Here is a 19,199-nt window from a genome sequence, read left to right as displayed (position 1 = left end):
TTTACGACTCCTTCATCAGTTCGCGGATTCCGGCCGGCAGATCCCATTCCGGCCGCCATCCAAGAACAGCGCGAGCCCTTGTAATATCGGCTCGCACGTCAGGTATTTCATTCCGCCGAACGGCGCAAGATGACACTACAGGTAGAGCAGTGCCGGCGGCTTCTTGCAAGATATCGATTAATTCCTGCACCGAATACGACCTGCCGGAGCCGATATTGATGCAGTGGTAACCTTCCGGAACGTCCATGGCCTTGGCGAAGGCGCTCAGAACATCGTCAACGAAGACGTAGTCCCGCCGCGGACTGAGGTCCATGACCTGTATGTCCTGCTTTGCCCGTATCCGGTTCAGAAGCGTCGGTATCAGGAACTCCGGGCGCTGCCCAGCCCCATATATATTGAAAAGCCGCAATACCACGACCGGTATTTGCTCGTGTGTGGCAGCGAACTCACAGAGTTGCTCGGCAAGATGCTTGGAAAGCGCGTAGGGGTTATTCGGTCTGACCGGATCGCTTTCCTGGATCGGCAGTCGCTCCGGCACTCCGTACACATAGGCGCTTGCGAATACGAGCTTGGCCTTGTGGCGCTTGCACCAGTTCAGAGCATGCTGCGTACCGACAACATTGGCGGCCATGAAGCTCGGGCCTTGCGTCCAGCTGTCGGGAACGAACGTCCTGCCGGCCAGATGAAACAGCATAGGCGCCGCAGGGAGCTCCTGCCACATCCCTTCCTCGCTTATGTCGCCATGCGTCCGGTCAAGTGCAAGCACATCGAAGCCGTCCCGCCCAAGCTTTTCGGCCAGACGCTTCCCGAGAAAACCGCCAGCTCCGGTGACGATCGCATCAACCATTCAGGAACCTGGACTGCATGGATTCGAACTGCTCGATCGCCAAGGCATAATCGTCAGGCCTTCCGATATCGAGCCAATAGCCCGCAAAATCTCGAACCGTGGCAGGTTTTCCTGCCGCCAGAAGATCGAGCATCAACTGGTCAAAGCCGTAGGCGCCCCGCTGCGGTATGTGTTCGACGGCCCCCGACGACACCATATAGACGCCCATGCTGACCTTGTATTCGGCCGTCGGCTTCTCGCGAAAGCCGGTCAGCAGCCCGCTCTCGCTGGTGTCGAGCACGCCGTAATCGATGCGATGCTGGCGTGTCTTGGACGAAATCGTGAATATATTGCCGTCACGGACATGGGAATCGTGAAAATCGGCATAGTTCAGGTCCGTCAGGATGTCGCCGTTCATGACCAGGAAATTGTCCGGCAGATCCTTGATCAGCCGCAGCGGCCCCATCGTGCCAAGCGGCTCGTCCTCGAGCGAATAGTCGATGCGTACGCCCCACTTGTCGCCATCCTGGAAAAACGCCTTGATCAGTTCGGCCTGATGGTTGACGGCGAGCGTTATGTGCTGAAAGCCACCTGCTATCAGCTGACGAATGATGACCTCGAGAATGGGATAATCGCCGATCGGCATCAGCGGCTTTGGAAGCACGACGGTGTAAGGCCGCAACCGCGTTCCCATTCCGCCTGCCAGAATGACCGCGCGTCTAGACATTGAAGATATCCGCCTTATACCGCGCCAGATTCTGCGGCTGACGCAGCCATTCGACCGTCGCCTTCAGACCTTCTTCCAAGCTATAGCGGGGCGAAAATCCCGTTAGAGACTTGATCAGGCTGTTGTCGCAGCACAAACGTTCCACTTCGCTGTTTACAGGACGCAAACGCTGTTCGTCGCATTCGATCTCGACGCTGACGCCGATGATGTCGGCGATCAGCCGAACCGTATCGCCGATCGAGATCTCGCTGCCGGAGCCGATATTGACTGTCTGCCCAACGGCTTCGTCACAGCCTGCGAGCGCCAGAAAGCCGTCGCACGTATCCTGCACGAAATTGAAATCCCGCGTGGGTGAAAGCGCGCCAAGTTTCAGCGTCGTCCGCCCGCTCAGGAGCTGCGAAATGACGGTCGGAATAACCGCTCTGGCGGATTGCCTCGGGCCATATGTGTTGAAAGGCCGTGCGATTGTCACCGGCAGATCGAAGCTCGAGTGATAGCTGTAAGCGATCGCATCGGCGCCGATTTTGGACGCCGAATAGGGCGACTGCGCCTGTAGCGGATGGCTTTCGCTGATCGGCACAAAACGCGCCGTGCCGTAGACTTCGCTCGTCGAGGTCTGGATCACTCTTCCGACACCGGCGTCGAGAGCGCCTTGAAGAACGTTCAGTGTCCCATGCACATTGGTGTCGATATAGCTTGAGGGAGCCTGATAGGAATAGGGAATCGCGATCAGAGCGGCAAGGTGAAAGATCGTGTCGACACCTTTGGCGACTGAGCGCATCTGCGAGGGATCGCGGACGTCTCCGAGGATCACCTCGAACTTACCGCGATATTCGGACTGATCGAGCCAGCCCCAACTGGAAAACGAGTTGTACTGGCAGAGCGCGCGGACTTCCACGCCCGATCTCACCAGCGTCTCGACAAGATGAGAGCCGATGAACCCATCTGCTCCGGTGACAAGCGCCTTCTTCATTTCAAAACACCTTCAGAATCGCGCTGGAAGACCTTCTCGACCTCCCAAGGCAACTGTATCGCCGAAATCGACGGCTTCCGTTGTTGGCCGAGCATCTGGATAATTCCGACATTATCCTCCACGTCGAACCGGATACCCTCGGCGACGGAATATATCGAGAATCGACTCGATATGCCCAACCGCACGTAAAAGGTGCCGGTGTTGAGGAGGTATCCGGGAAATTTCACACGGGCCCGATAATAACCGGCAGGCCGGGCGTCCAGGCGGCTGACGTCGAGCTCGGGATCTGAGAGGCTGACGAGCGTTGTGTAGCCGTCCTCCATCTTGATCTGCATCCCGACCGAGAGGCCGGAAAGAGGTTCCCTCAACTCGTATTCGACCTCGACGGAGAAGCCCTTCGACAGTTCCACCGTTTCCGAAATCTCGTCCTTCTCGTTCAGTACCGCAACGCGACATATGACGGCCTTTCCGTCGATGTCCTCGGGATTGACCGAGTAACTTGCGGTGCCGCCGAATTCAGGACGATCGAGATAGGCCTTTATCACATCTGCGGTATCGCCCATTGCCGCGACCTTGCCGTCGGCCATCAAAATCGACTTCGGGCAGATGCTGCTGATCGCCGTCATGTTGTGGCTGACGAAAATGATCGTTCGGCCAGTCTTCGTGACTTCCTGCATTCGCCCCATGCATTTGTTTTGGAAGTTGACGTCGCCGACGGCCAGCACCTCATCAACCAAGAGGATCTCCGGTTCGAGATGCGCCGCGACGGAGAAGGCCAGACGCACATACATGCCGGAGGAATACCGCTTCACTGGCGTATCGATGAATTCGCCAATCTCCGCAAACTCGACGATTTCGTCGAATTTCGATCTGACCTCGGCACGGCTCATGCCGAGTATGGCGCCGTTGAGATAGACATTCTCCCGGCCGGTGAGTTCCGGATGAAATCCGGTGCCGACCTCAAGCAGGCTGGCAATTCTGCCTCGTATTCCTATGAAACCCGAATTGGGCATGGTGATCCGCGACATCACCTTCAGCAGCGTAGATTTTCCGGCCCCGTTCCTGCCGATAATCCCAACGATCTCGCCGTGCCCGACTTCGAAGGAGACATCATCCAACGCATGGAAGATATCTCCGTTGAGTCGGGATTCCTTGCGGCGCTCGGACGCGTAATCTGACACGGAAACATTCGGATCCGGAAGATTGCGCCACTTCGCCCACCAGCTCTGAAGGTCGCGATAAAGGGTGCCGTGATTGATCACGCCGAGACGATAGAGCTTACTGACGTGCTCCGCTCGAATAACGATATCGTTCATCAGACGGTGTCCATCGCGTTGGCTTCCGCCCGTGAAAAAAGCGCCAGCCCGCATAGGGTGATTGCGACAGTCACCGCAAGGTTGACAAGACAAAGACCGACGGGCAAGCCGGGGGCATCAAACAGCGCCCAGCGGAAGGTTTGAACCGGGGTCGTCATTGGATTGATATAGTAAAACCAATGATACCGTTCCGGAATCTGGCTGAAAGGGTACACGATCGGTGTAGCATACATCCACAGTTGCGTCATGAACCCGACGGCGTAGACGAGATCGCGGAAACGGACCGTTAGCGCCGAAACGACAAGCCCGGCACCGATGCCCAGCACTGCGATGTAGAGCAGCACCAATGGCGTCAGAAGCAGGAACCAATAGCTCAGGACCAGATCGGGATTGGCAATTTTCAACCCGATGGAAACCGTCAGCAGGAGCAGGAACTGGATCGCAAAGGCGACAAGGCCGCTCATTGCAACGGATACCGGCACCACAAGTCTGGGAAAGTAAACCTTTCCAAACAGATTGGAATTCTTCGAGAAGACGTCGGAGTTATTGGCCAGGCAGACGGAAAAATAGCTCCAGATGATCGTGCCCGACATGTAAAAGAGGAAGGGCGGAAGGCCATCCGTGGAAAGATTGGCTATTTTTCCGAACACGACATAATAGGTCAACGCCGTCAGCGATGGTTGAATGATGTACCAGGCCGGCCCGAGAATGGTCTGTTTGTAAAATGTCGTGAAATCCCGCTTGAAAAACATCCAGACGAGATCGCGATATTGCCAGACAAGGCGGAGATCCGGCGTATTGCCCCTGGAGGGCTTGATGACGATATCCCAATCGTCATCCGCACGTGCCGGGGCCGGTGCTTTCAAGTGCTCTGTCATGCCGCCAACTTCAGCTTTTCCGGGAGTGCCGCAAGAAGGCTACAGACACGCTCGATCTCGTCGATGCTATGCCCGGCCGAAATGGGCAGGCTCAGCTCGGTGGCATGCAGCTCATCGGCAATGGGATAAGCGCCGGAAAGAATGCCTTGCATTGCCTTCTGCCTATGCGGCGCGATCGGATAATGTATTTCGGTCTTGACCCCGTTATCGAGCAGCCATTGACGCAATTCGTCACGCGCCGGGTGCCGTATCCCGAAGATATGGAACACATCATACTCAGCAGGTCGACGAAGCGGCTGCGCAAGCCATTCAGGCAGATTGGCAAAATAGATATCGGCCAGTGCCCGCTTATGTTCAGTCACCTGATCGAGGTGACGCAGCTTGACGCGCAGGAATGCCGCCTGCATCTCATCAAGCCTGGAATTTACACCTATATAGGCGTTCTCATATTTTTTCTTCGAGCCGTAGTTGCGCATGTGTCGCAAGCGATCTGCAAATGCGTCATCATCCGTGACGATCGCGCCCGCATCTCCGAGAGCTCCAAGATTCTTGGTTGGATAGAAGCTGAAGCAGCCGGCAATTCCAAAGGTGCCAGTCAGCTTGCCGTCGTAGCGCGCGCCGTGAGACTGCGCACAATCCTCGATCACCGTGAGACCGTGCTGGCTTGCAAACGCGGCGATCTCGGTCATCCGGCAGGCTTTGCCGAAAAGATGCGTCACACAGATTGCCTGCGTCGCGCGTGTCAGCGCCGCAGGAAGGCGCTCCGGATCGATATTGAAGGTTTCGCGTTCGGGCTCCACCAGAACGGGTGTGTGGCCGGCGCGAAGAATTGCCAGAATAGTGGCTATATAGGTATTGGAGGCGACCATGATCTCGCTGCCTTTCGGCAGGTCGAGCGCTTCGATCGACAGGATCAGCGCATCCAGACCATTGGCCACGCTGATGCAATGTTTGCTTTCCGCAAAGGTGGCGAATTCGGCCTCGAAAGAGGAGACTTCATTGCCAAGTATGTACCACCCGGAACGAATGACGCGCGAAGCAACTGCTTCCAACTCTTCCATCAGCGCGCGGTTGGCTTGCGCAAGACTTTCATACTCAATCATCTCAGAGCCGTTCATAGGGAGTGTCGATGTAGTCGTCCTTATCGTATCCGCGAGAGGCAAAAACGAGCAGGATCGAACCGGGACCGAAGGTCATTTCGTGCCAGTCCCTTGGCTCCACCAGCAGGCACTGGTCCGGTGAGGACAAGGTGATCTCTTCCCTCGCTTTTCCATCGTCCATCAAAATCATCACGCTTCCCGAAATCGCCACCAACGCCTGTCGGGTCTGGTGATGACGATGGCCGCCGCGTGTATATCCGTCGGCTCCATAGATCCAGAAGCTCCGGACGACTGGAAATGGCAGTATGCCATCCATGACGGTCAGCGCGCCTCGTCCGTCGGACATCGTCTTTAACGTAAGCAGGGTAAAAGCAGACAAGATTGGTTTTCCAGTTTTGCCGGTTCAGCCGGGTGGGAAATGCGGAGCTGGCTCCCTCACGAGGCTGATGAGGTATCGACCGTAAGAGCTCTTTTCAAGTGGAGCTGCCAACCTTAGCAACTGCTCGGCATCTATATATTCCAAATGAAAGGCGATTTCTTCGGGGCAGGCAATCTTCAGCCCCTGGCGCCGCTCGATGGTGGCAATGAACTGGCTGGCTTCAAGGAGCGAGTCATGCGTGCCCGTATCAAGCCAAGCATGCCCCCGTCCCAGGACGGCAACATTCAGCCTGCCGGCCGATAAATAATGCCGATTGATATCGGTTATTTCGGTTTCGCCGCGCGGCGATGGTTTCAAACCGGCAGCGATGTCAACCACGTCATTGTCGTAGAAATATAAACCAGTCACCGCGTAAGAAGACCGCGGCCTGGACGGCTTTTCCTCCAAAGTAAGGACTTTGCCCTGACCGTCAAATTCCACCACCCCATACCGTTCGGGATCGTGGACTTTATACGCGAAGATCGTCGCTTCGTCCGATCTCGCGGATGCCGCGGATAAATCATGAGTCAGGAGGTTGCCGTAAAAGATATTATCTCCCAGCACGAGGGCAGTAGCCTCTCGCCCGATGAATTCTTTGCCGATCGAGAATGCCTGGGGAATTCCTTCCGGCGCGGCCTGCACGGCATATTGAAGATTCAATCCCCATTGGGCGCCATCACCCAGCAGCTGTTCAAAACGCGGCGTGTCCTGCGGCGTAGAAATAATCAGGATATCCCGGATACCTGCCAGCATCAGCGTTGACAGGGGATAGTAGATCATCGGCTTGTCAAAAACCGGAAGAAGTTGCTTCGAAATGGCGAGGGTCGCCGGATGGAGCCGGGTGCCCGAGCCACCGGCGAGCAAGATGCCCTTGCGCAGCTTTTTCTTCGAAGACAAGAGACCTCCCGCAACCTGATAAATCCGCATTCACGAGCCTGCCGTGATGACGATCACTGTTCGACACTGCTCACTACAGATAGATTGATCGGCATGCAATGCACTTACCGAGACGCGAAGTGGCCCAATCGCGCATCAATCCAGTATTGATCTAAGGTAATCTGCAGTACTGGATTGCGACGCCGCCTTTCCGTCTGCTACGGTTTGGCTAGATTTCGCCCTTTAGAATGTGAGCAAGACACCCGTCAAAATGGCCGCAAACACTGCCGATCCACGCCCGCCCCGGATAAGCCTCATCACTGTTTGCTGGAACGCAGAGCAGACCATTGCCGATACGTTGCGGTCCATCGACGCTCAAACCTACCGCGACTTCGAGCACATCATTATCGACGGTGGGTCAAGCGATTCCACGCTCGCCATTATCGCTGCGGCGCCGGCGGATAACCGCCGCGTACTTTCGGGACGGGACGGAGGCATCTATGAGGCGATGAACAAGGGGGTTGGCCTTGCGAGCGGCGACATCGTCGGCTTCTTGAACGCGGATGACACTTTCGAGAGCAGCGGCTCCCTCGAAACCGTGGCGGCTGCGCTGGAAGACGAAACCTATGACGGCTGCTATGGCGATCTCATCTATGTTTCCAACCAGCATACCGATCGCAAAGTCCGCTATTGGAAATCCTGTGCGTTTCAACCCGGTTCCTTTGCGCGCGGCTGGTGTCCGCCGCATCCGACATTCTATGTTCGGCGTCGCATCTATGGCCGGTTTGGGACGTTCGATCTGCGTTATCGGCTGGCAGCCGACGTCGAGCTGATGATGCGATTTCTGGAAGTTGCGCGCATCAAAACCATTTATATCCCCCGCGTGCTGGTCAGGATGCGCCTGGGGGGCGCGACAAACAAAAACGTCCAAAACATATCGCGTCAGAACAAGGAAGTGCTGCGCGCGCTTGCCGGCCATGGCCTCAAGGTCTCGGTCCCTCTGTTCTGGGCATCGAAGCTTGTGAACCGCCTCGGTCAGTTCCTGACACGAAATCGCTAGCAGCGGACTTGCCGCGTTGGATTTCATGCGGCACCGGCAGCCGCTTTGCGAACTTGATATCCACTTTGCGAATAATCCTGCCCGCATCCGGTCCGCGATGCAGAAGCATTAACGCATTCTGCGCTTAAATCGACAGCGCAAGGCCAGACGTCCGGCAGGCTGCCTGTCCACGACTTGATTTAAGTCAGGGACGCAACCGATCGGTCGGCAACAGGCCCACATGCGATCGAATGAGTCGATTGCATCTTTCAAACAATGATCCCGAAGCCGATAGAACCGTCGTGGCTGGCCGGAAAACGGCACTGCGACTTGTTTATTCACCGAAGCCGTTCCGTTCAGCTTCATGAGAATTATGCAAGTGACCATGGTCTACAAGAAAGTCGGGCAGAGCGCGGATCCATGACAAGACAGCCGATCCCGCTGACGAGCAGGCTCGCGAAGGTTCGGGCGTTCATGTCCATACCTCTGGACAAGCCGGAATTGCTCAAGGCGCAGTACAGGGCCTTCTCCTATCAGCTGCCGCTCATGTATGTCATTCTCCTGACCAATACGTGGGTGCTGGCCGCGACCCATATGTCGGTCGCGCCCGCCTGGCTGGCCGTCTATATCCCGATCGTTCTGACATTGGTTTGCGCCCTTCGTATCCTGTCCTGGTCGCGTTCCCTGCGGATCGCGCCGACCCATGAGGTCGCCGCGCGGGCGCTCGCGCGCACCAATCGCCTCGCCAGCATCATCGCCGTCGCCTTCACCGGCTGGGCTTTTCTGTTGTTTCCTTACGGCGATGCCTATGCCAAGAGCCACGTGGCCTTCTACATGGCGATTACCGTTATCGGCGTCATTTTCTGCCTGATGCATCTGCGCCCGGCAGCCTTTACCGTGGCTGCCGTCGTCAACGGCGCGTTCTTCATCTTTTTCGCGCTGTCGGGAAATGCCGTCTTCATCGCCATCGCCATCAATACCGGGCTTGTTTCCGGCACCATGCTGGTCATCCTTCTCATTCAATACCGGGATTTCACCCGGCTGATCGAGGCGAAGATAGAGACCGAGGCGCTCAGCAACGAAAACTTTCGGCTCGCCAATCTCGACAGCCTCACTGAGCTTCCCAATCGCCGTGCATTCTTTTCCCATCTCGGGGAAGCCTTCAGCGAGGCCGAGAGCAATGGGCAAAGCCTTGCCGTCGGCATCATCGATCTCGATGGCTTCAAGCCCGTCAACGACCTCTATGGTCACGGCATCGGCGACAAATTGCTCTACGAAGTCGGGCAGCGTCTGGCCGGGCTATGCCCAGCGAATATGCATCTCGCCAGACTCGGCGGTGATGAGTTTTCGCTGGTCATGCCCGGGTCAACGAACGAGGCCGAACTGCTGGCCCTCGGCGAAAGCCTGTGCAACGCGCTGCGCGTGCCCTTCGTCCTTGCGGAAGCCGCCGTGCAGATTTCCTGCTCCATCGGCTTTGCGGTCTACCCGGAAAAGGCCAAGAGCGCGGCAGATCTTTTCGAGCGTGCCGACTACGCGCTTTATCACGGCAAGCGGACCAAACGTGGCAGGGCCGTCCTGTTTTCCTCGGATCACGATGCGGAAATCCGTCGCGATGCCAGGATCGAACAAGTCTTGCAGATGGCCAATCTGCAGGAAGAGTTGAGTGTCGTGTTTCAGCCGATCGTCGATGTCCGACTGGATGAAACCATCGGATTTGAGGCGCTGGCGCGCTGGGCGAGTCCCGTTCTCGGAAATGTCTCGCCGGTTCAGTTCATTCCTGTCGCCGAGCGGGCGGGCTTCATCAATCGCATAACGCGGCCGCTTCTCGAAAAAGCCCTCGCTGTCGCGGCCAATTGGCCGGCGGGCATCCGGCTTTCCTTCAATTTGTCGGCGCAGGACCTGACGTCGCCGGAAGGTTTGCTGCATCTCATCAGCATTATCCACGCAAGCCGCTTCGATCCCAAACGTCTCGATCTCGAGATTACCGAGACGGCCTTCGCCGCCGATTTCGGTCAAATTCAAAGCGCGATCACCACCTTGAAGGCACTCGGCTGTGGCATATCGCTTGACGATTTCGGCATCGGCTATTCGAGCCTTTCGCGGCTTCACGCACTGCCGTTGACCAAGATCAAGATCGACCGCAGTTTCGTGACCGATCTGCACCAGAAACCGGCCAGCTACAAGATCGTCAAGTCGCTGCTGGCGCTCGGCCGCGACATGGGCCTCGACTGCGTCATCGAGGGCGTCGAAACGCGGGAAGAACTGACCGTGCTCAGAGAACTCGGCGGCTTCCTGATCCAGGGATACTTCTATTCGCGGCCGATGCACGAAGGCGACATCCCTGCGTTTTTGAATGTGCGGCCCAACGTATCACCCCGAAATCATGCTCAGCTTCATTGACCCGCCGGTCTGCTCGTCGCCGGCGCTGGTCGGCGTCGTCATCATCGGAGCATTGATCGTCGTTCGCCCTGTCTCGGCCGATCTCCATCAAGCCAAAATTACCCGGAATTGCGTCGGTCATGTCGGCCATTGAGAGCAAGCCTGCAACAGCGGATGCGCCGGCCTGAATGCACATAACTTAGGCTGCCATCCTCCCCCGCACTCCATCCGCAATCGCCGTCATCCTATCCGCGGGCGCGTGGCCGATCAGCATGAAGGCGTGCGTGCCGTTCGACCAGTAGACGACGTTCATACCCTTGCGGCTTTCGACATCCGGCGCCTTGGGGCCGGCATCGGAGCGGACGATGCAGAGCGCCATCGGCCCGGTTTCCGGGTCGAGATAGGCGATCTGGGCGAGCGGCTTGCCGTCATATTGCAGGAGCAGGGCGCGTTTGAAATCGATGCCCGGAAGCGCGACGGCTTGAGGAGAAAGCGACAGGCCGAGTTTTTCGTCGAAGGCGCCGAGCTGAGCGGCCTGGACGTCTCCGGCGGGCACAGGGCCGGCCAGCGTTTCCGGCGTATAGAGCGAGATATAATCGGCGACCACGGCGCGCCATTCGCTGTTTTCGTCCTTTGCCGAAAAGCGTGGTCCCATGCCGATGACGGCGCGGTCGATCGCGATGCCGGCGACCAGCGAGGCGGCAAGTGCGCCGAGGAAGCGGCGGCGGCCGGCGGATGCCGGCGCAGCAGCGGATTTTGCGCTCTCATGCGCGGGGATGGCCGCAAGCATCCTCTCCAGTTTCTCGCGCGGGGCCTGCGATAAAAGCGGGGCGAAGGCCTGCTCGAAAGGCAGGTTGGCGCGGGCGAGGAATTCCAGCCGCTCGGCGACGGCCTGGTCTTCGTTCACCATGGCTTCGATGCGCGCGGCCTCCTCGGCCGTCAGTTCGCCGTCGATGAAGGCGGTGAGCTCCTCGTCGGAGGGAATGATGTCTCTCTTGTTCATTGCCGTCCCCCTTCCCGCTCGTCGCCGGAGAGCTTGGCGCGGGCGGCCGCCAGCCGGCTCATCACGGTTCCGATCGGAATATCCAGTATGCCCGCAACCTCGCGATAGGAAAGTCCTTCGACATAGGCGAGGAAAACCACCGTTCTCTGCGCCTCGGGCAGCGCATTCACCCGTTTCAGCACCTGAGCGGCCATCACATGGGTTTCGGTATCGTGGGCGCCATCGAAGGTCAGCGCCTCGCCGGCATCGACGAAACCCTGGCCCTGGCGCACGCGGCGCGAGCGGATCTCGTTCAGCCAGATCGAATGCAGGATCGAAAACAGCCAGCGATCGAGCCGGGTGCCGGGGATGAACTGATCGGCGCGCTCCAGCGCGCGCAGGCAGGTCGCCTGCACCAGATCGTCGGCGACATCGCGCTGATGCGAGAGAACCAGACCATACCGCCAGAGCCTGGCCAGATTTTCCGTCAGGCCGCTCCTGATATCCGCTGCGCTCGCGATGGCCGCCTCCGACGATCCTGCATCTTTCGGAACCGCCCGACGAACCGGCGATTCCGCTCTCGCGTGACTATAGGCAGGAAACAGGGTGCGCGCGACCGACATTCTCACATGCCTTTCTGGTTCCATCTTCCCGCCCACGCCGGCAATCAGATCTTAGACGGATCGAGGATGGCCGCGTTCAGATCCTGATACTCCTCGCAGGCTGTGCCGCAGATGGCCTTTATGGTCGTCAGCTGTTCCTTGGCGAGATCGAGCTGGCCCTTGATGACATAGGCTTCACCGAGATATTCGCGGACCTTGGCGTATTGCGGATCCATCTTCACCGACTGCAGATAATAGGAGATGCCTTCGTCGGTGCGGCCGAGCTTGCGGGTGGCATAACCGCGATAATTCAGCACCTCGGCGGTGTTCTGGTCCTTGACCGTGTCGAGCATGGCAAGCGCCTCTTCATAGCGGCCGGCCTTGGCCAGCGAATAGGCGTAGTCGGTGCGGTTCTCGTCGGAGACGTTGGCGCTCTGCTGCTTGACGCATTTCTTGGTCTTCTGGTCGTAGATCTCGCCCTTCTTGCAGGTCGGCATCGTGCTGTTGTCATTGCCGATTGCAAAGACCGGGCCGGAGAAGAGGGAAGCGGCAAGGCAGCCGCCGAGAAGGATGGAAGCAATGCGGACTGTCATGATCGTCATGGGAATTTCCTCTAGAAGTGACGTTGCGAGAAGAGAACACCGCTGCACCTCGCTTTATTCGGAAGCCTCCCCATTTTCTCCATCACTGCTTCGTGAAGTGCTCGAGGCCGAATAGATTGCAGGAACCGGGTGTTTTCCGTCGTTCCGCCGGGAACGATAAGGAGAATTTTGTGACCGATACCGTGAAACTCATCAGCCTCGCCGTCGCCGCACCCGAACATGTCATTTTCCAGAGAGAGGCCGTCGAAGCCTCGGCCCGATTGTTTGCCGACCGTTTCGAGGATTTCCGTCACCTTGCCCGTGTCTTCGACAGCGCCGGCATTGAAAAGCGCCATGCGGCGCGGCCGCTTGCCTGGTTCGACGAGCCGCATGGCTGGCAGGACCGGATGCAGGCCTATGCGGAGGTGGCGGGTGCGCTTTTCGTCGAGGCCGCCAGCTCGGCGCTTCGTCAGGCGGGGCTCGATGCCGGCGATGTCGACTGTATCGTGACGGTCTCATCGACCGGATTTACGACGCCGAGCCTCGATGCGCAGATGGCCCGGCGGATGGGCTTCAGGGCCGATATCGAGCGCGTGCCGGTCTTCGGGCTCGGCTGTGCGGCCGGCGTGTCGGGTTTTGCGATCGCCTCGCGGCTGGCGTGCAGCCGGCCGGGCGCCGTCGTGCTTTTCGTCTCGATCGAGCTCTGCACACTGGCCTTCCGGCTGGACGAACTGACCCGGCCGAACATCATCGCGACGGCGCTCTTCGGCGACGGCGCCGCCGCCTGCGTGCTGCGATCCGGCCAAGGCGGGCTGGCGGAGGTGGAATCGACCGGCGAGCATCTCTTTCCCGACACGCTCGATATCATGGGCTGGAAGATCGATGATGGCGGCTTCGGCATCGTGCTGGCACAATCACTGCCGCCCTTTGCCGAAAAGGAGCTCGGCCCGGCAGTGACGGCCATTCTGGCGCGGAACGGGCTGACGCCCGGTGATATCGACCGCTTCATCTGCCATCCCGGCGGAACGAAAGTGCTGGCTGCGATGGAAAGCGCGCTGTCGCTGCCGCCGGGCACGCTCGATCACGAGCGTGGCGTGCTTGCCGACTACGGCAATATGTCCTCGCCGACCATTCTGTTCGTGCTGGAGCGGGCGATCCGCGCCGGGTTGCCGGAGCGCGCCGCGATGATTGCCATGGGGCCGGGTTTCTCGGCGAGCTGTGTGACGCTCCGGAGGGTGGCATGATGTGGCCGTCGATCGCCCTCCTGACCTTCGTGACGCTGCAGCGGCTTGGCGAACTCGTCCTTGCCCGGCGCAACACCGCCGCCCTTCTCGCCAAGGGCGCCAGGGAAGTGGCGCCGGAGCACTATCCTGCCATGGTGGCGCTGCATGCCGGCTGGCTCATCGGCCTCTGGCTGCTGGCGCCGGGCAGGCCGGTCGATCTCTTCTGGGTTGCGGTGTTCATGGGGCTGCAGGCATTGCGGCTCTGGGTGCTGGCGACCTTGAAAGACCGCTGGACGACACGCATCATCATCCTGCCCGGCGCACCGCTCGTCACATCAGGCCCCTATCGCTTCCTCCGGCACCCGAACTACGCGATCGTCGTCGGCGAGATCGCCGCCCTTCCGCTGGCCTTCGGCCTCCCCCTTTACGCGATCGGCTTTTCGCTTCTCAACGCCTGCATCCTCTCTATTCGCATGAAGGCCGAAAACGCCGCACTCAAAAGCGTCATGATTGTGAAATGAATGCGATTTTTCGTTTGCGCCGCCGTATCGGCGGGAGCATTTTCACCCCGACGACAAAGCGGAATGCAGGGGAATGACGAAAAACGCGATCGTGCTCGGCGCCGGTATCGTCGGTGTGTCGGCGGCCATCCATCTTCAGCGGCGCGGCCGGCAGGTGACACTGATCGACCGCAAGGACCCGGGCCGCGAAACCTCCTTCGGCAATGCCGGGCTGATCCAGCGCGAAGGTGTCGCGCCCTACGGCTTTCCGCAGCAGCTCGGCCTCTTGCTGCGTTATGCTTTGAATAACCGCATCGATGCGCATTACCATCTCAGCACGCTGCCGAGCCAGCTCGCCTTTCTCGCCCGCTACTGGTGGAATTCCAATGCCCGGCGCCACGCGGTGATCACCCGGGCCTATGCGCCGCTGATCCAACATTCGATTGCCGAACACAAGGATCTGATCGAGGCGTCAGAGGCGCAAGCGCTGATCCGCAGGGACGGCTGGATGAAGATTTTCCGCACGCAGGCCAGACGTGACGAGGCCCTGGCGGAGGCCGCACTCTGGCAGAATGAATTCGGGGTGGACTATGACAGCCTGACGTCGGCCGATATCGCCCGCATCGAGCCCGACATGACGGGCGATTTTGCCGGCGGCATCCACTGGCGCGATCCTTGGTCGGTGCTCGACCCGCATGCGCTGACCTCAGCCTATCGCGGCTATTTCGAAAGCCTCGGCGGCCGCTTCGTCACAGGCGACGCCGCCTCATTCGGCCCGTTCGGCTCGGGCTGGAAGATCATGACTGGGGAAGGCCCGCTCGAAGCCGACGATGCGGTGATCGCGCTCGGCCCCTGGGCGGCGCTCGCAACGCGCCGGCTCGGTTATTCCTTTCCGCTCGGCGTCAAGCGCGGTTATCACATGCATTATGCCGCCAAGGGTGATGCCGTGCTCAACAACTGGATGCTCGATGCCGAACGCGGCTATCTCCTGGCGCCGATGCGCCGTGGCATCCGGCTGACGACGGGAGCGGAGTTCGCAACGCTCGATGCGCCGAAGACGCCGGTCCAGCTCGACCGGGCCGAAGCCGTGGCCCGCACGATCTTCCCGCTCGGCGACAGGCTCGATCCCGAACCTTGGATGGGCGCGCGTCCGTGCACACCCGACATGATGCCTGTTATCGGCAAGGCGCCGCGCCATCAGGGACTGTGGTTTGCCTTCGGCCATGCCCATCACGGGCTGACGCTCGGGCCGGTGACCGGCCGCGTGCTCGCCGAACTCATGACCGGCGAGACGCCGTTGATCGATATAACGGCCTATTCGCCGCAGCGTTTCAAGCCGTAACGCCGAGGGTCACGAGGCCCTTGAGGGCCGTTGTCGCAATGCCGTCGATGGTGTCGTCGATATCGACGGTGACGACGCCCGGCTCGCCTGTCGGCGCCTCCAGCGTCGCAAGCTGGCTTTCGAGCAGCGAGACCGGCATGAAATGCCCCTTGCGCTCGCCCATGCGCTGCGTCAGCAGCGCCTTGGAGCCTTCGAGATAGACGAAGAACAGCTTGCCGCCGACAGCCGCCCGCAGCCTGTCGCGATAAATGCGCTTCAGCGCCGAGCAGGAGACGACGATGCCCTCGCCCTTCTGCAGCGAGGCCTGCATTCGTTCGCCGATAAGGTCGAGCCAGGGCATCCGATCCTCATCGGTCAGCGCAATGCCCTTCGACATCTTTTCGACATTGGCTGCCGGGTGAAGCCCATCGCCTTCGACGAAGTGGAGGTGCAGGGCTTCGCCAAGCTTTTCGCCGACCGAGGACTTGCCGCAGCCGCTGACCCCCATGACGATGATCGCATAGGGCCTGTTCATCCGCTCGTCCGGCATGCTTCCTCCCGGCATCCAACCTGTTGTCTCCGCACTTCCCGCTCAATCGAGCGGGAAGTGACAGGCATATTGTTGTGCGCCCTCTCCCCTTAATTCGGGAGAAACCTGACGGCAATGATCCTGCGCCTTCCAGCAGCGCGGATTGAAGTGGCAGCCTGACGGCGGCTTCAGCGGCGACGGCAGTTCGCCCTGCAGGCGGATGCGGTTTTTCTCGCGCTCGGGATCGGCGATCGGCGTCGCCGACAGCAGGGCGGCCGTATAGGGGTGACGCGGCCTGGCGAAGACTTCGGCGGCGGGACCGGTTTCGATCGGACGGCCGAGATACATGACCATCACCTCGTCGGCGATATGATGGACGACGGAGAGGCCGTGCGAGATGAACAGATAGGCAAGCCCCATCTCCTTCTGCAGGTCCATAAGCAAGTTCAACACCTGCGCCTGGATCGAGAGATCGAGGGCCGAAACCGGTTCGTCGAGCACCAGCACCTTCGGCCGCAGCATCAGCGCCCGGGCAATGGCGATGCGCTGGCGCTGGCCGCCGGAGAACATATGGGGGTAACGGCCATGATGCTCCGGGCGCAGGCCGACGCGGGCCATCATCTCCTCTACCTTGCGGCGGCGGGCGCCCGCGTCCAGATCGGTATTGATCTTCAGCGGCTCGTCAAGGATCGCCCCGACCTTCTGGCGCGGGTTGAGCGAGCCGTAGGGATTCTGGAAGACGATCTGCACCTGGCTGCGCAGGCTGCGGTCGCCGACGCGCGCAGGCTTGCCGTCGATCAGCAATTCGCCGGCCGTCGGATCCTCGATCATCGTCACCAGACGGGCGAGCGTCGACTTGCCGCAGCCGGATTCGCCGACGACGGCGAGCGTCTTGCCGGAATGGAGGCTGAAGCTGACGCCGTTCAGCGCCTTGACGGTGGCATCGGCTTTGAAGAGACCGCGGTTGACGGTGTAGAAACGGGCGAGATCCCTGCCCTCGAGAACAGCGCCTGTCATACCAGGTCTCCTGCAGTTTCATTGACTATCACGCCGGGATGTCCGAGCGGCTTGCCGTCCTTCAAAGGATAGTTGCACAATGCCAGCCCGAGCTCCGGTCCCTGGCGAACGACGCCGCGATCGCATTCGACCGTGGCGTAGCCGCAGCGCGGCGCGAAAAGACAGCCCGTCGGGCGCCCGTGCTGGCCGGGAACGACGCCGGCAATCGAGGGCAGACGATGGCCCACCTGAGCGCGTTCCGGCAGGGCGGCAAGGAGGGCCGCGGTATAGGGGTGATGCGGATCTCGGAACAGCGCTCTCACCGGCTGCTCCTCGACCTTCTGGCCGGCATATTGCACCTGCACGCGTTCGGCGGTTTCGGCGACGACACCCATGTCATGGGTGATCAGCACCAGCGCCATGCCCTGCTCCTTCTGCAGCCGCACGAGCAGGTCGAGGATCTGCGCCTGGATCGTCACGTCGAGCGCGGTCGTCGGCTCGTCGGCGATCAGGAGCTTCGGGTTGCAGGCGAGCGCCATGGCGATCATGACGCGCTGGCTCATGCCGCCGGACATCTGGTGCGGGAAGTTCGACAGGCGGTCTTCGGGTGCGGGAATGCCGACGAGGTTCAGAAGTTCGATGGAACGTTCGCGGCGTTCCCTGCGGTTCAAGCCCATATGGACACGCAGCGTCTCGCCGAGCTGGAAGCCGACCGTGAAGCACGGGTTGAGACTCGACATCGGCTCCTGGAAGATCATCGCCATGTCCTTGCCGACGATCCGGCGGCGCTGGCGGGCGGAAATGCCGCGCAGATCCTGGCCGTCGAACTGCAGGCGGTCGGCGGTGATCTTCGCCGTCCAGGGCAGAAGCCCCATCAGGGCCAGCATGGCGACGGATTTGCCCGAGCCGGATTCACCGACGACCGACAGGATTTCGCCCTTGTCGCAGGCAAGCGATACGCCGTCGACGGCGCGGAACAGACCGGAAGAGGTCTGGAACTCGACGGTCAGATTTTCGATTTCGAGAAGTGGCATCACGACCTCTTCAGCTTGGGGTCGAGCGCATCGCGCAGGCCGTCACCCATCAGGTTGATGGCGAGAACGGTGATGAGGATGGCAAGACCCGGGAATGTTACGACCCACCAGGCGCGCGAGATGAACTCGCGGGATTCGGCCAGCATCGTGCCCCATTCGGGTGTCGGCGGCTGGGCGCCCATGCCGAGGAAGCCGAGAGCGGCGGCATCGAGGATCGCCGCCGAGAAGGCGAGCGTCGCCTGGACGATCAGCGGCCCAAGACAGTTCGGCAGGATCGTCTTGAACATCAGGCGGAACGTGCCGGCCCCGGCGACACGCGAGGCGATCACATATTCCTTCTCGCGCTCCGATATGACCGAGGCGCGCGTCAACCGCACGAAATGCGGCTGGTTGACCAGCGAAATCGCGATCATCGCATTGGTCAGGCCAGGCCCGAGCACGGCCACCAGCACGAGGGCGAGCAGCAGTGACGGGAAGGCCAGGATGATATCCATCAGCCGCATGATCGCGGTATCGACGCTGCCGCGGAAATATCCGGCGACGAGGCCGATCAGCACCCCGCATATGACCGAAAGCGTGACGACGACGACGCCGATGAAGAGCGAAAACCGCGCGCCATAGATCAGGCGCGAGAGGATATCGCGGCCGACGGCATCGGTTCCGAGCGGGAAGGAAGCGCTGCCGCCCTCCATCCAGGCCGGCACGGCCAAGAGCACTTGACGGTTCTGCTCGTTCGGCGCATGCGGCGCAAAGAGCGGCGCAAAGACGGCGACCACCAGGATGACGACGAAGATTACGAGGCCGATGACGGCGCCCTTGTTGCGGGAGAAATAATGCCAGAATTCCGCAACGGCGGATGGCTGGACTGACTTGACGGTGACGGTGCTCATGAACCGCTC

The 19,199-nt window shown here is 60.1% G+C and carries 21 protein-coding genes; 6 read left to right on the top strand and 15 right to left on the bottom strand.

Features of this window, described 5'->3' with window-relative positions; all coding sequences use genetic code 11:
* Position 1: 1 nt before the first annotated feature.
* Genes RHEC894_RS03880 through rfbA form a run of 8 tightly spaced genes read right to left on the bottom strand, consistent with a single transcriptional unit; the run spans position 2 to position 7,135 of the window.
* The gene (locus tag RHEC894_RS03880; protein WP_085736325.1) at positions 2–847 is read right to left on the bottom strand and encodes an NAD(P)-dependent oxidoreductase; all 846 of its coding nucleotides are present in this window, start codon (positions 845–847) and stop codon (positions 2–4) included.
* Complete coding sequence (locus tag RHEC894_RS03875; protein ID WP_085736323.1) at positions 840–1,553, bottom strand: nucleotidyltransferase family protein; 714 nt, start codon at positions 1,551–1,553, stop codon at positions 840–842. The genes RHEC894_RS03880 and RHEC894_RS03875 overlap by 8 nt, the downstream gene beginning before the upstream one ends.
* A complete protein-coding gene (locus tag RHEC894_RS03870; RefSeq protein WP_085736321.1) occupies positions 1,546–2,526 on the bottom strand; it encodes an NAD-dependent 4,6-dehydratase LegB in 981 nt (326 codons plus the stop codon). The genes RHEC894_RS03875 and RHEC894_RS03870 overlap by 8 nt, the downstream gene beginning before the upstream one ends.
* Positions 2,523–3,842 carry an ABC transporter ATP-binding protein gene (locus RHEC894_RS03865; protein WP_085736320.1) on the bottom strand — a complete coding sequence of 440 codons (1,320 nt, stop codon included), beginning with the start codon at positions 3,840–3,842 and terminating at the stop codon, positions 2,523–2,525. Before RHEC894_RS03865 ends, RHEC894_RS03870 begins: the two co-directional genes overlap by 4 nt.
* Complete coding sequence (locus RHEC894_RS03860; protein ID WP_085736318.1) at positions 3,842–4,720, bottom strand: ABC transporter permease; 879 nt, start codon at positions 4,718–4,720, stop codon at positions 3,842–3,844. The genes RHEC894_RS03865 and RHEC894_RS03860 overlap by 1 nt, the downstream gene beginning before the upstream one ends.
* Positions 4,717–5,823: a DegT/DnrJ/EryC1/StrS family aminotransferase gene (locus tag RHEC894_RS03855; protein WP_085736317.1), complete on the bottom strand. Its 1,107-nt coding sequence runs from the start codon at positions 5,821–5,823 to the stop codon at positions 4,717–4,719. Before RHEC894_RS03855 ends, RHEC894_RS03860 begins: the two co-directional genes overlap by 4 nt.
* A 1-nt stretch (position 5,824) precedes the next feature.
* Positions 5,825–6,199, bottom strand: coding sequence for an FdtA/QdtA family cupin domain-containing protein (locus tag RHEC894_RS03850; protein ID WP_010068111.1), 375 nt, complete (start codon positions 6,197–6,199; stop codon positions 5,825–5,827).
* A gap of 24 nt (positions 6,200–6,223) precedes the next feature.
* Positions 6,224–7,135, bottom strand: coding sequence for a glucose-1-phosphate thymidylyltransferase RfbA (gene rfbA, locus RHEC894_RS03845; RefSeq protein ID WP_085738844.1), 912 nt, complete (start codon positions 7,133–7,135; stop codon positions 6,224–6,226).
* 250 nt (positions 7,136–7,385) lie between these two features.
* Here rfbA and RHEC894_RS03840 point away from each other — a divergent pair, with 250 nt between their 5' ends.
* The 3 genes from RHEC894_RS03840 to RHEC894_RS32850 all read left to right on the top strand — a co-directional run bounded on the left by RHEC894_RS03840 (position 7,386) and on the right by RHEC894_RS32850 (position 10,686).
* Positions 7,386–8,174: a glycosyltransferase family 2 protein gene (locus tag RHEC894_RS03840; RefSeq protein ID WP_085736315.1), complete on the top strand. Its 789-nt coding sequence runs from the start codon at positions 7,386–7,388 to the stop codon at positions 8,172–8,174.
* Between the two features lie 453 nt (positions 8,175–8,627).
* Positions 8,628–10,553, top strand: a complete 1,926-nt coding sequence (locus tag RHEC894_RS03835) for an EAL domain-containing protein (protein ID WP_245339494.1) — start codon at positions 8,628–8,630, stop codon at positions 10,551–10,553.
* Complete coding sequence (locus tag RHEC894_RS32850; protein ID WP_164517662.1) at positions 10,537–10,686, top strand: hypothetical protein; 150 nt, start codon at positions 10,537–10,539, stop codon at positions 10,684–10,686. Before RHEC894_RS03835 ends, RHEC894_RS32850 begins: the two co-directional genes overlap by 17 nt.
* Positions 10,687–10,731: 45 nt before the next feature.
* Here the strand turns inward: RHEC894_RS32850 and RHEC894_RS03830 are convergent, their stop codons facing one another.
* Genes RHEC894_RS03830 through RHEC894_RS03820 form a run of 3 tightly spaced genes read right to left on the bottom strand, consistent with a single transcriptional unit; the run spans position 10,732 to position 12,718 of the window.
* A complete protein-coding gene (locus tag RHEC894_RS03830; RefSeq protein WP_085736311.1) occupies positions 10,732–11,535 on the bottom strand; it encodes a Fis family transcriptional regulator in 804 nt (267 codons plus the stop codon).
* A complete protein-coding gene (locus RHEC894_RS03825) occupies positions 11,532–12,137 on the bottom strand; it encodes an RNA polymerase sigma factor (protein ID WP_085736310.1) in 606 nt (201 codons plus the stop codon). Before RHEC894_RS03825 ends, RHEC894_RS03830 begins: the two co-directional genes overlap by 4 nt.
* A 44-nt stretch (positions 12,138–12,181) precedes the next feature.
* Positions 12,182–12,718: a tetratricopeptide repeat protein gene (locus RHEC894_RS03820; RefSeq protein WP_085736308.1), complete on the bottom strand. Its 537-nt coding sequence runs from the start codon at positions 12,716–12,718 to the stop codon at positions 12,182–12,184.
* 170 nt (positions 12,719–12,888) lie between these two features.
* On the opposite strand from RHEC894_RS03820, the gene RHEC894_RS03815 reads away from it, so the two are divergent.
* From RHEC894_RS03815 to RHEC894_RS03805, 3 genes are all read left to right on the top strand, one after another.
* Positions 12,889–13,941, top strand: a complete 1,053-nt coding sequence (locus RHEC894_RS03815) for a type III polyketide synthase (protein ID WP_085736307.1) — start codon at positions 12,889–12,891, stop codon at positions 13,939–13,941.
* The gene (locus RHEC894_RS03810) at positions 13,938–14,441 is read left to right on the top strand and encodes an isoprenylcysteine carboxylmethyltransferase family protein (protein WP_085736305.1); all 504 of its coding nucleotides are present in this window, start codon (positions 13,938–13,940) and stop codon (positions 14,439–14,441) included. The genes RHEC894_RS03815 and RHEC894_RS03810 overlap by 4 nt, the downstream gene beginning before the upstream one ends.
* Before the next feature lie 73 nt (positions 14,442–14,514).
* Positions 14,515–15,762, top strand: coding sequence for an FAD-binding oxidoreductase (locus tag RHEC894_RS03805; RefSeq protein ID WP_085736303.1), 1,248 nt, complete (start codon positions 14,515–14,517; stop codon positions 15,760–15,762).
* Here RHEC894_RS03805 and RHEC894_RS03800 read toward each other — a convergent pair.
* From RHEC894_RS03800 to RHEC894_RS03785, 4 genes are read right to left on the bottom strand one after another with little or no spacing between them, the layout of a single operon-like run.
* Positions 15,752–16,291 (bottom strand): gluconokinase, encoded by a 540-nt coding sequence (locus RHEC894_RS03800; protein WP_085736301.1) that lies wholly within the window; start codon positions 16,289–16,291, stop codon positions 15,752–15,754. The genes RHEC894_RS03805 and RHEC894_RS03800 overlap by 11 nt on opposite strands.
* A gap of 42 nt (positions 16,292–16,333) precedes the next feature.
* On the bottom strand, positions 16,334–17,287 hold the full coding sequence (locus tag RHEC894_RS03795; RefSeq protein ID WP_085736299.1) for a peptide ABC transporter ATP-binding protein: 954 nt from the start codon (positions 17,285–17,287) through the stop codon (positions 16,334–16,336).
* On the bottom strand, positions 17,284–18,300 hold the full coding sequence (locus tag RHEC894_RS03790) for an ABC transporter ATP-binding protein (protein WP_085736298.1): 1,017 nt from the start codon (positions 18,298–18,300) through the stop codon (positions 17,284–17,286). Before RHEC894_RS03790 ends, RHEC894_RS03795 begins: the two co-directional genes overlap by 4 nt.
* Complete coding sequence (locus RHEC894_RS03785; protein WP_085736296.1) at positions 18,300–19,190, bottom strand: ABC transporter permease subunit; 891 nt, start codon at positions 19,188–19,190, stop codon at positions 18,300–18,302. Before RHEC894_RS03785 ends, RHEC894_RS03790 begins: the two co-directional genes overlap by 1 nt.
* Between the last annotated feature and the right edge of the window lie 9 nt (positions 19,191–19,199).

It is taken from the genome of Rhizobium sp. CIAT894 (assembly GCF_000172795.2).
Classification (GTDB): domain Bacteria; phylum Pseudomonadota; class Alphaproteobacteria; order Rhizobiales; family Rhizobiaceae; genus Rhizobium.
This window is presented reverse-complemented; position numbering and strand designations above follow the sequence as displayed.

Bases quoted from the DNA above. Each gene is read 5' to 3' on its own strand.
- RHEC894_RS03880 (WP_085736325.1), bottom strand. From the start codon at position 847: ATGGTTGATGCGATCGTCACCGGAGCTGGCGGTTTTCTCGGGAAGCGT.
- RHEC894_RS03875 (WP_085736323.1), bottom strand. From the start codon at position 1,553: ATGTCTAGACGCGCGGTCATTCTGGCAGGCGGAATGGGAACGCGGTTG.
- RHEC894_RS03870 (WP_085736321.1), bottom strand. From the start codon at position 2,526: ATGAAGAAGGCGCTTGTCACCGGAGCAGATGGGTTCATCGGCTCTCAT.
- RHEC894_RS03865 (WP_085736320.1), bottom strand. From the start codon at position 3,842: ATGAACGATATCGTTATTCGAGCGGAGCACGTCAGTAAGCTCTATCGT.
- RHEC894_RS03860 (WP_085736318.1), bottom strand. From the start codon at position 4,720: ATGACAGAGCACTTGAAAGCACCGGCCCCGGCACGTGCGGATGACGAT.
- RHEC894_RS03855 (WP_085736317.1), bottom strand. From the start codon at position 5,823: ATGATTGAGTATGAAAGTCTTGCGCAAGCCAACCGCGCGCTGATGGAA.
- RHEC894_RS03840 (WP_085736315.1), top strand. From the start codon at position 7,386: ATGGCCGCAAACACTGCCGATCCACGCCCGCCCCGGATAAGCCTCATC.
- RHEC894_RS03835 (WP_245339494.1), top strand. From the start codon at position 8,628: ATGTCCATACCTCTGGACAAGCCGGAATTGCTCAAGGCGCAGTACAGG.
- RHEC894_RS32850 (WP_164517662.1), top strand. From the start codon at position 10,537: ATGCTCAGCTTCATTGACCCGCCGGTCTGCTCGTCGCCGGCGCTGGTC.
- RHEC894_RS03830 (WP_085736311.1), bottom strand. From the start codon at position 11,535: ATGAACAAGAGAGACATCATTCCCTCCGACGAGGAGCTCACCGCCTTC.
- RHEC894_RS03825 (WP_085736310.1), bottom strand. From the start codon at position 12,137: ATGTCGGTCGCGCGCACCCTGTTTCCTGCCTATAGTCACGCGAGAGCG.
- RHEC894_RS03820 (WP_085736308.1), bottom strand. From the start codon at position 12,718: ATGACGATCATGACAGTCCGCATTGCTTCCATCCTTCTCGGCGGCTGC.
- RHEC894_RS03810 (WP_085736305.1), top strand. From the start codon at position 13,938: ATGATGTGGCCGTCGATCGCCCTCCTGACCTTCGTGACGCTGCAGCGG.
- RHEC894_RS03805 (WP_085736303.1), top strand. From the start codon at position 14,515: ATGACGAAAAACGCGATCGTGCTCGGCGCCGGTATCGTCGGTGTGTCG.
- RHEC894_RS03800 (WP_085736301.1), bottom strand. From the start codon at position 16,291: ATGCCGGACGAGCGGATGAACAGGCCCTATGCGATCATCGTCATGGGG.
- RHEC894_RS03795 (WP_085736299.1), bottom strand. From the start codon at position 17,287: ATGACAGGCGCTGTTCTCGAGGGCAGGGATCTCGCCCGTTTCTACACC.
- RHEC894_RS03790 (WP_085736298.1), bottom strand. From the start codon at position 18,300: ATGCCACTTCTCGAAATCGAAAATCTGACCGTCGAGTTCCAGACCTCT.
- RHEC894_RS03785 (WP_085736296.1), bottom strand. From the start codon at position 19,190: ATGAGCACCGTCACCGTCAAGTCAGTCCAGCCATCCGCCGTTGCGGAA.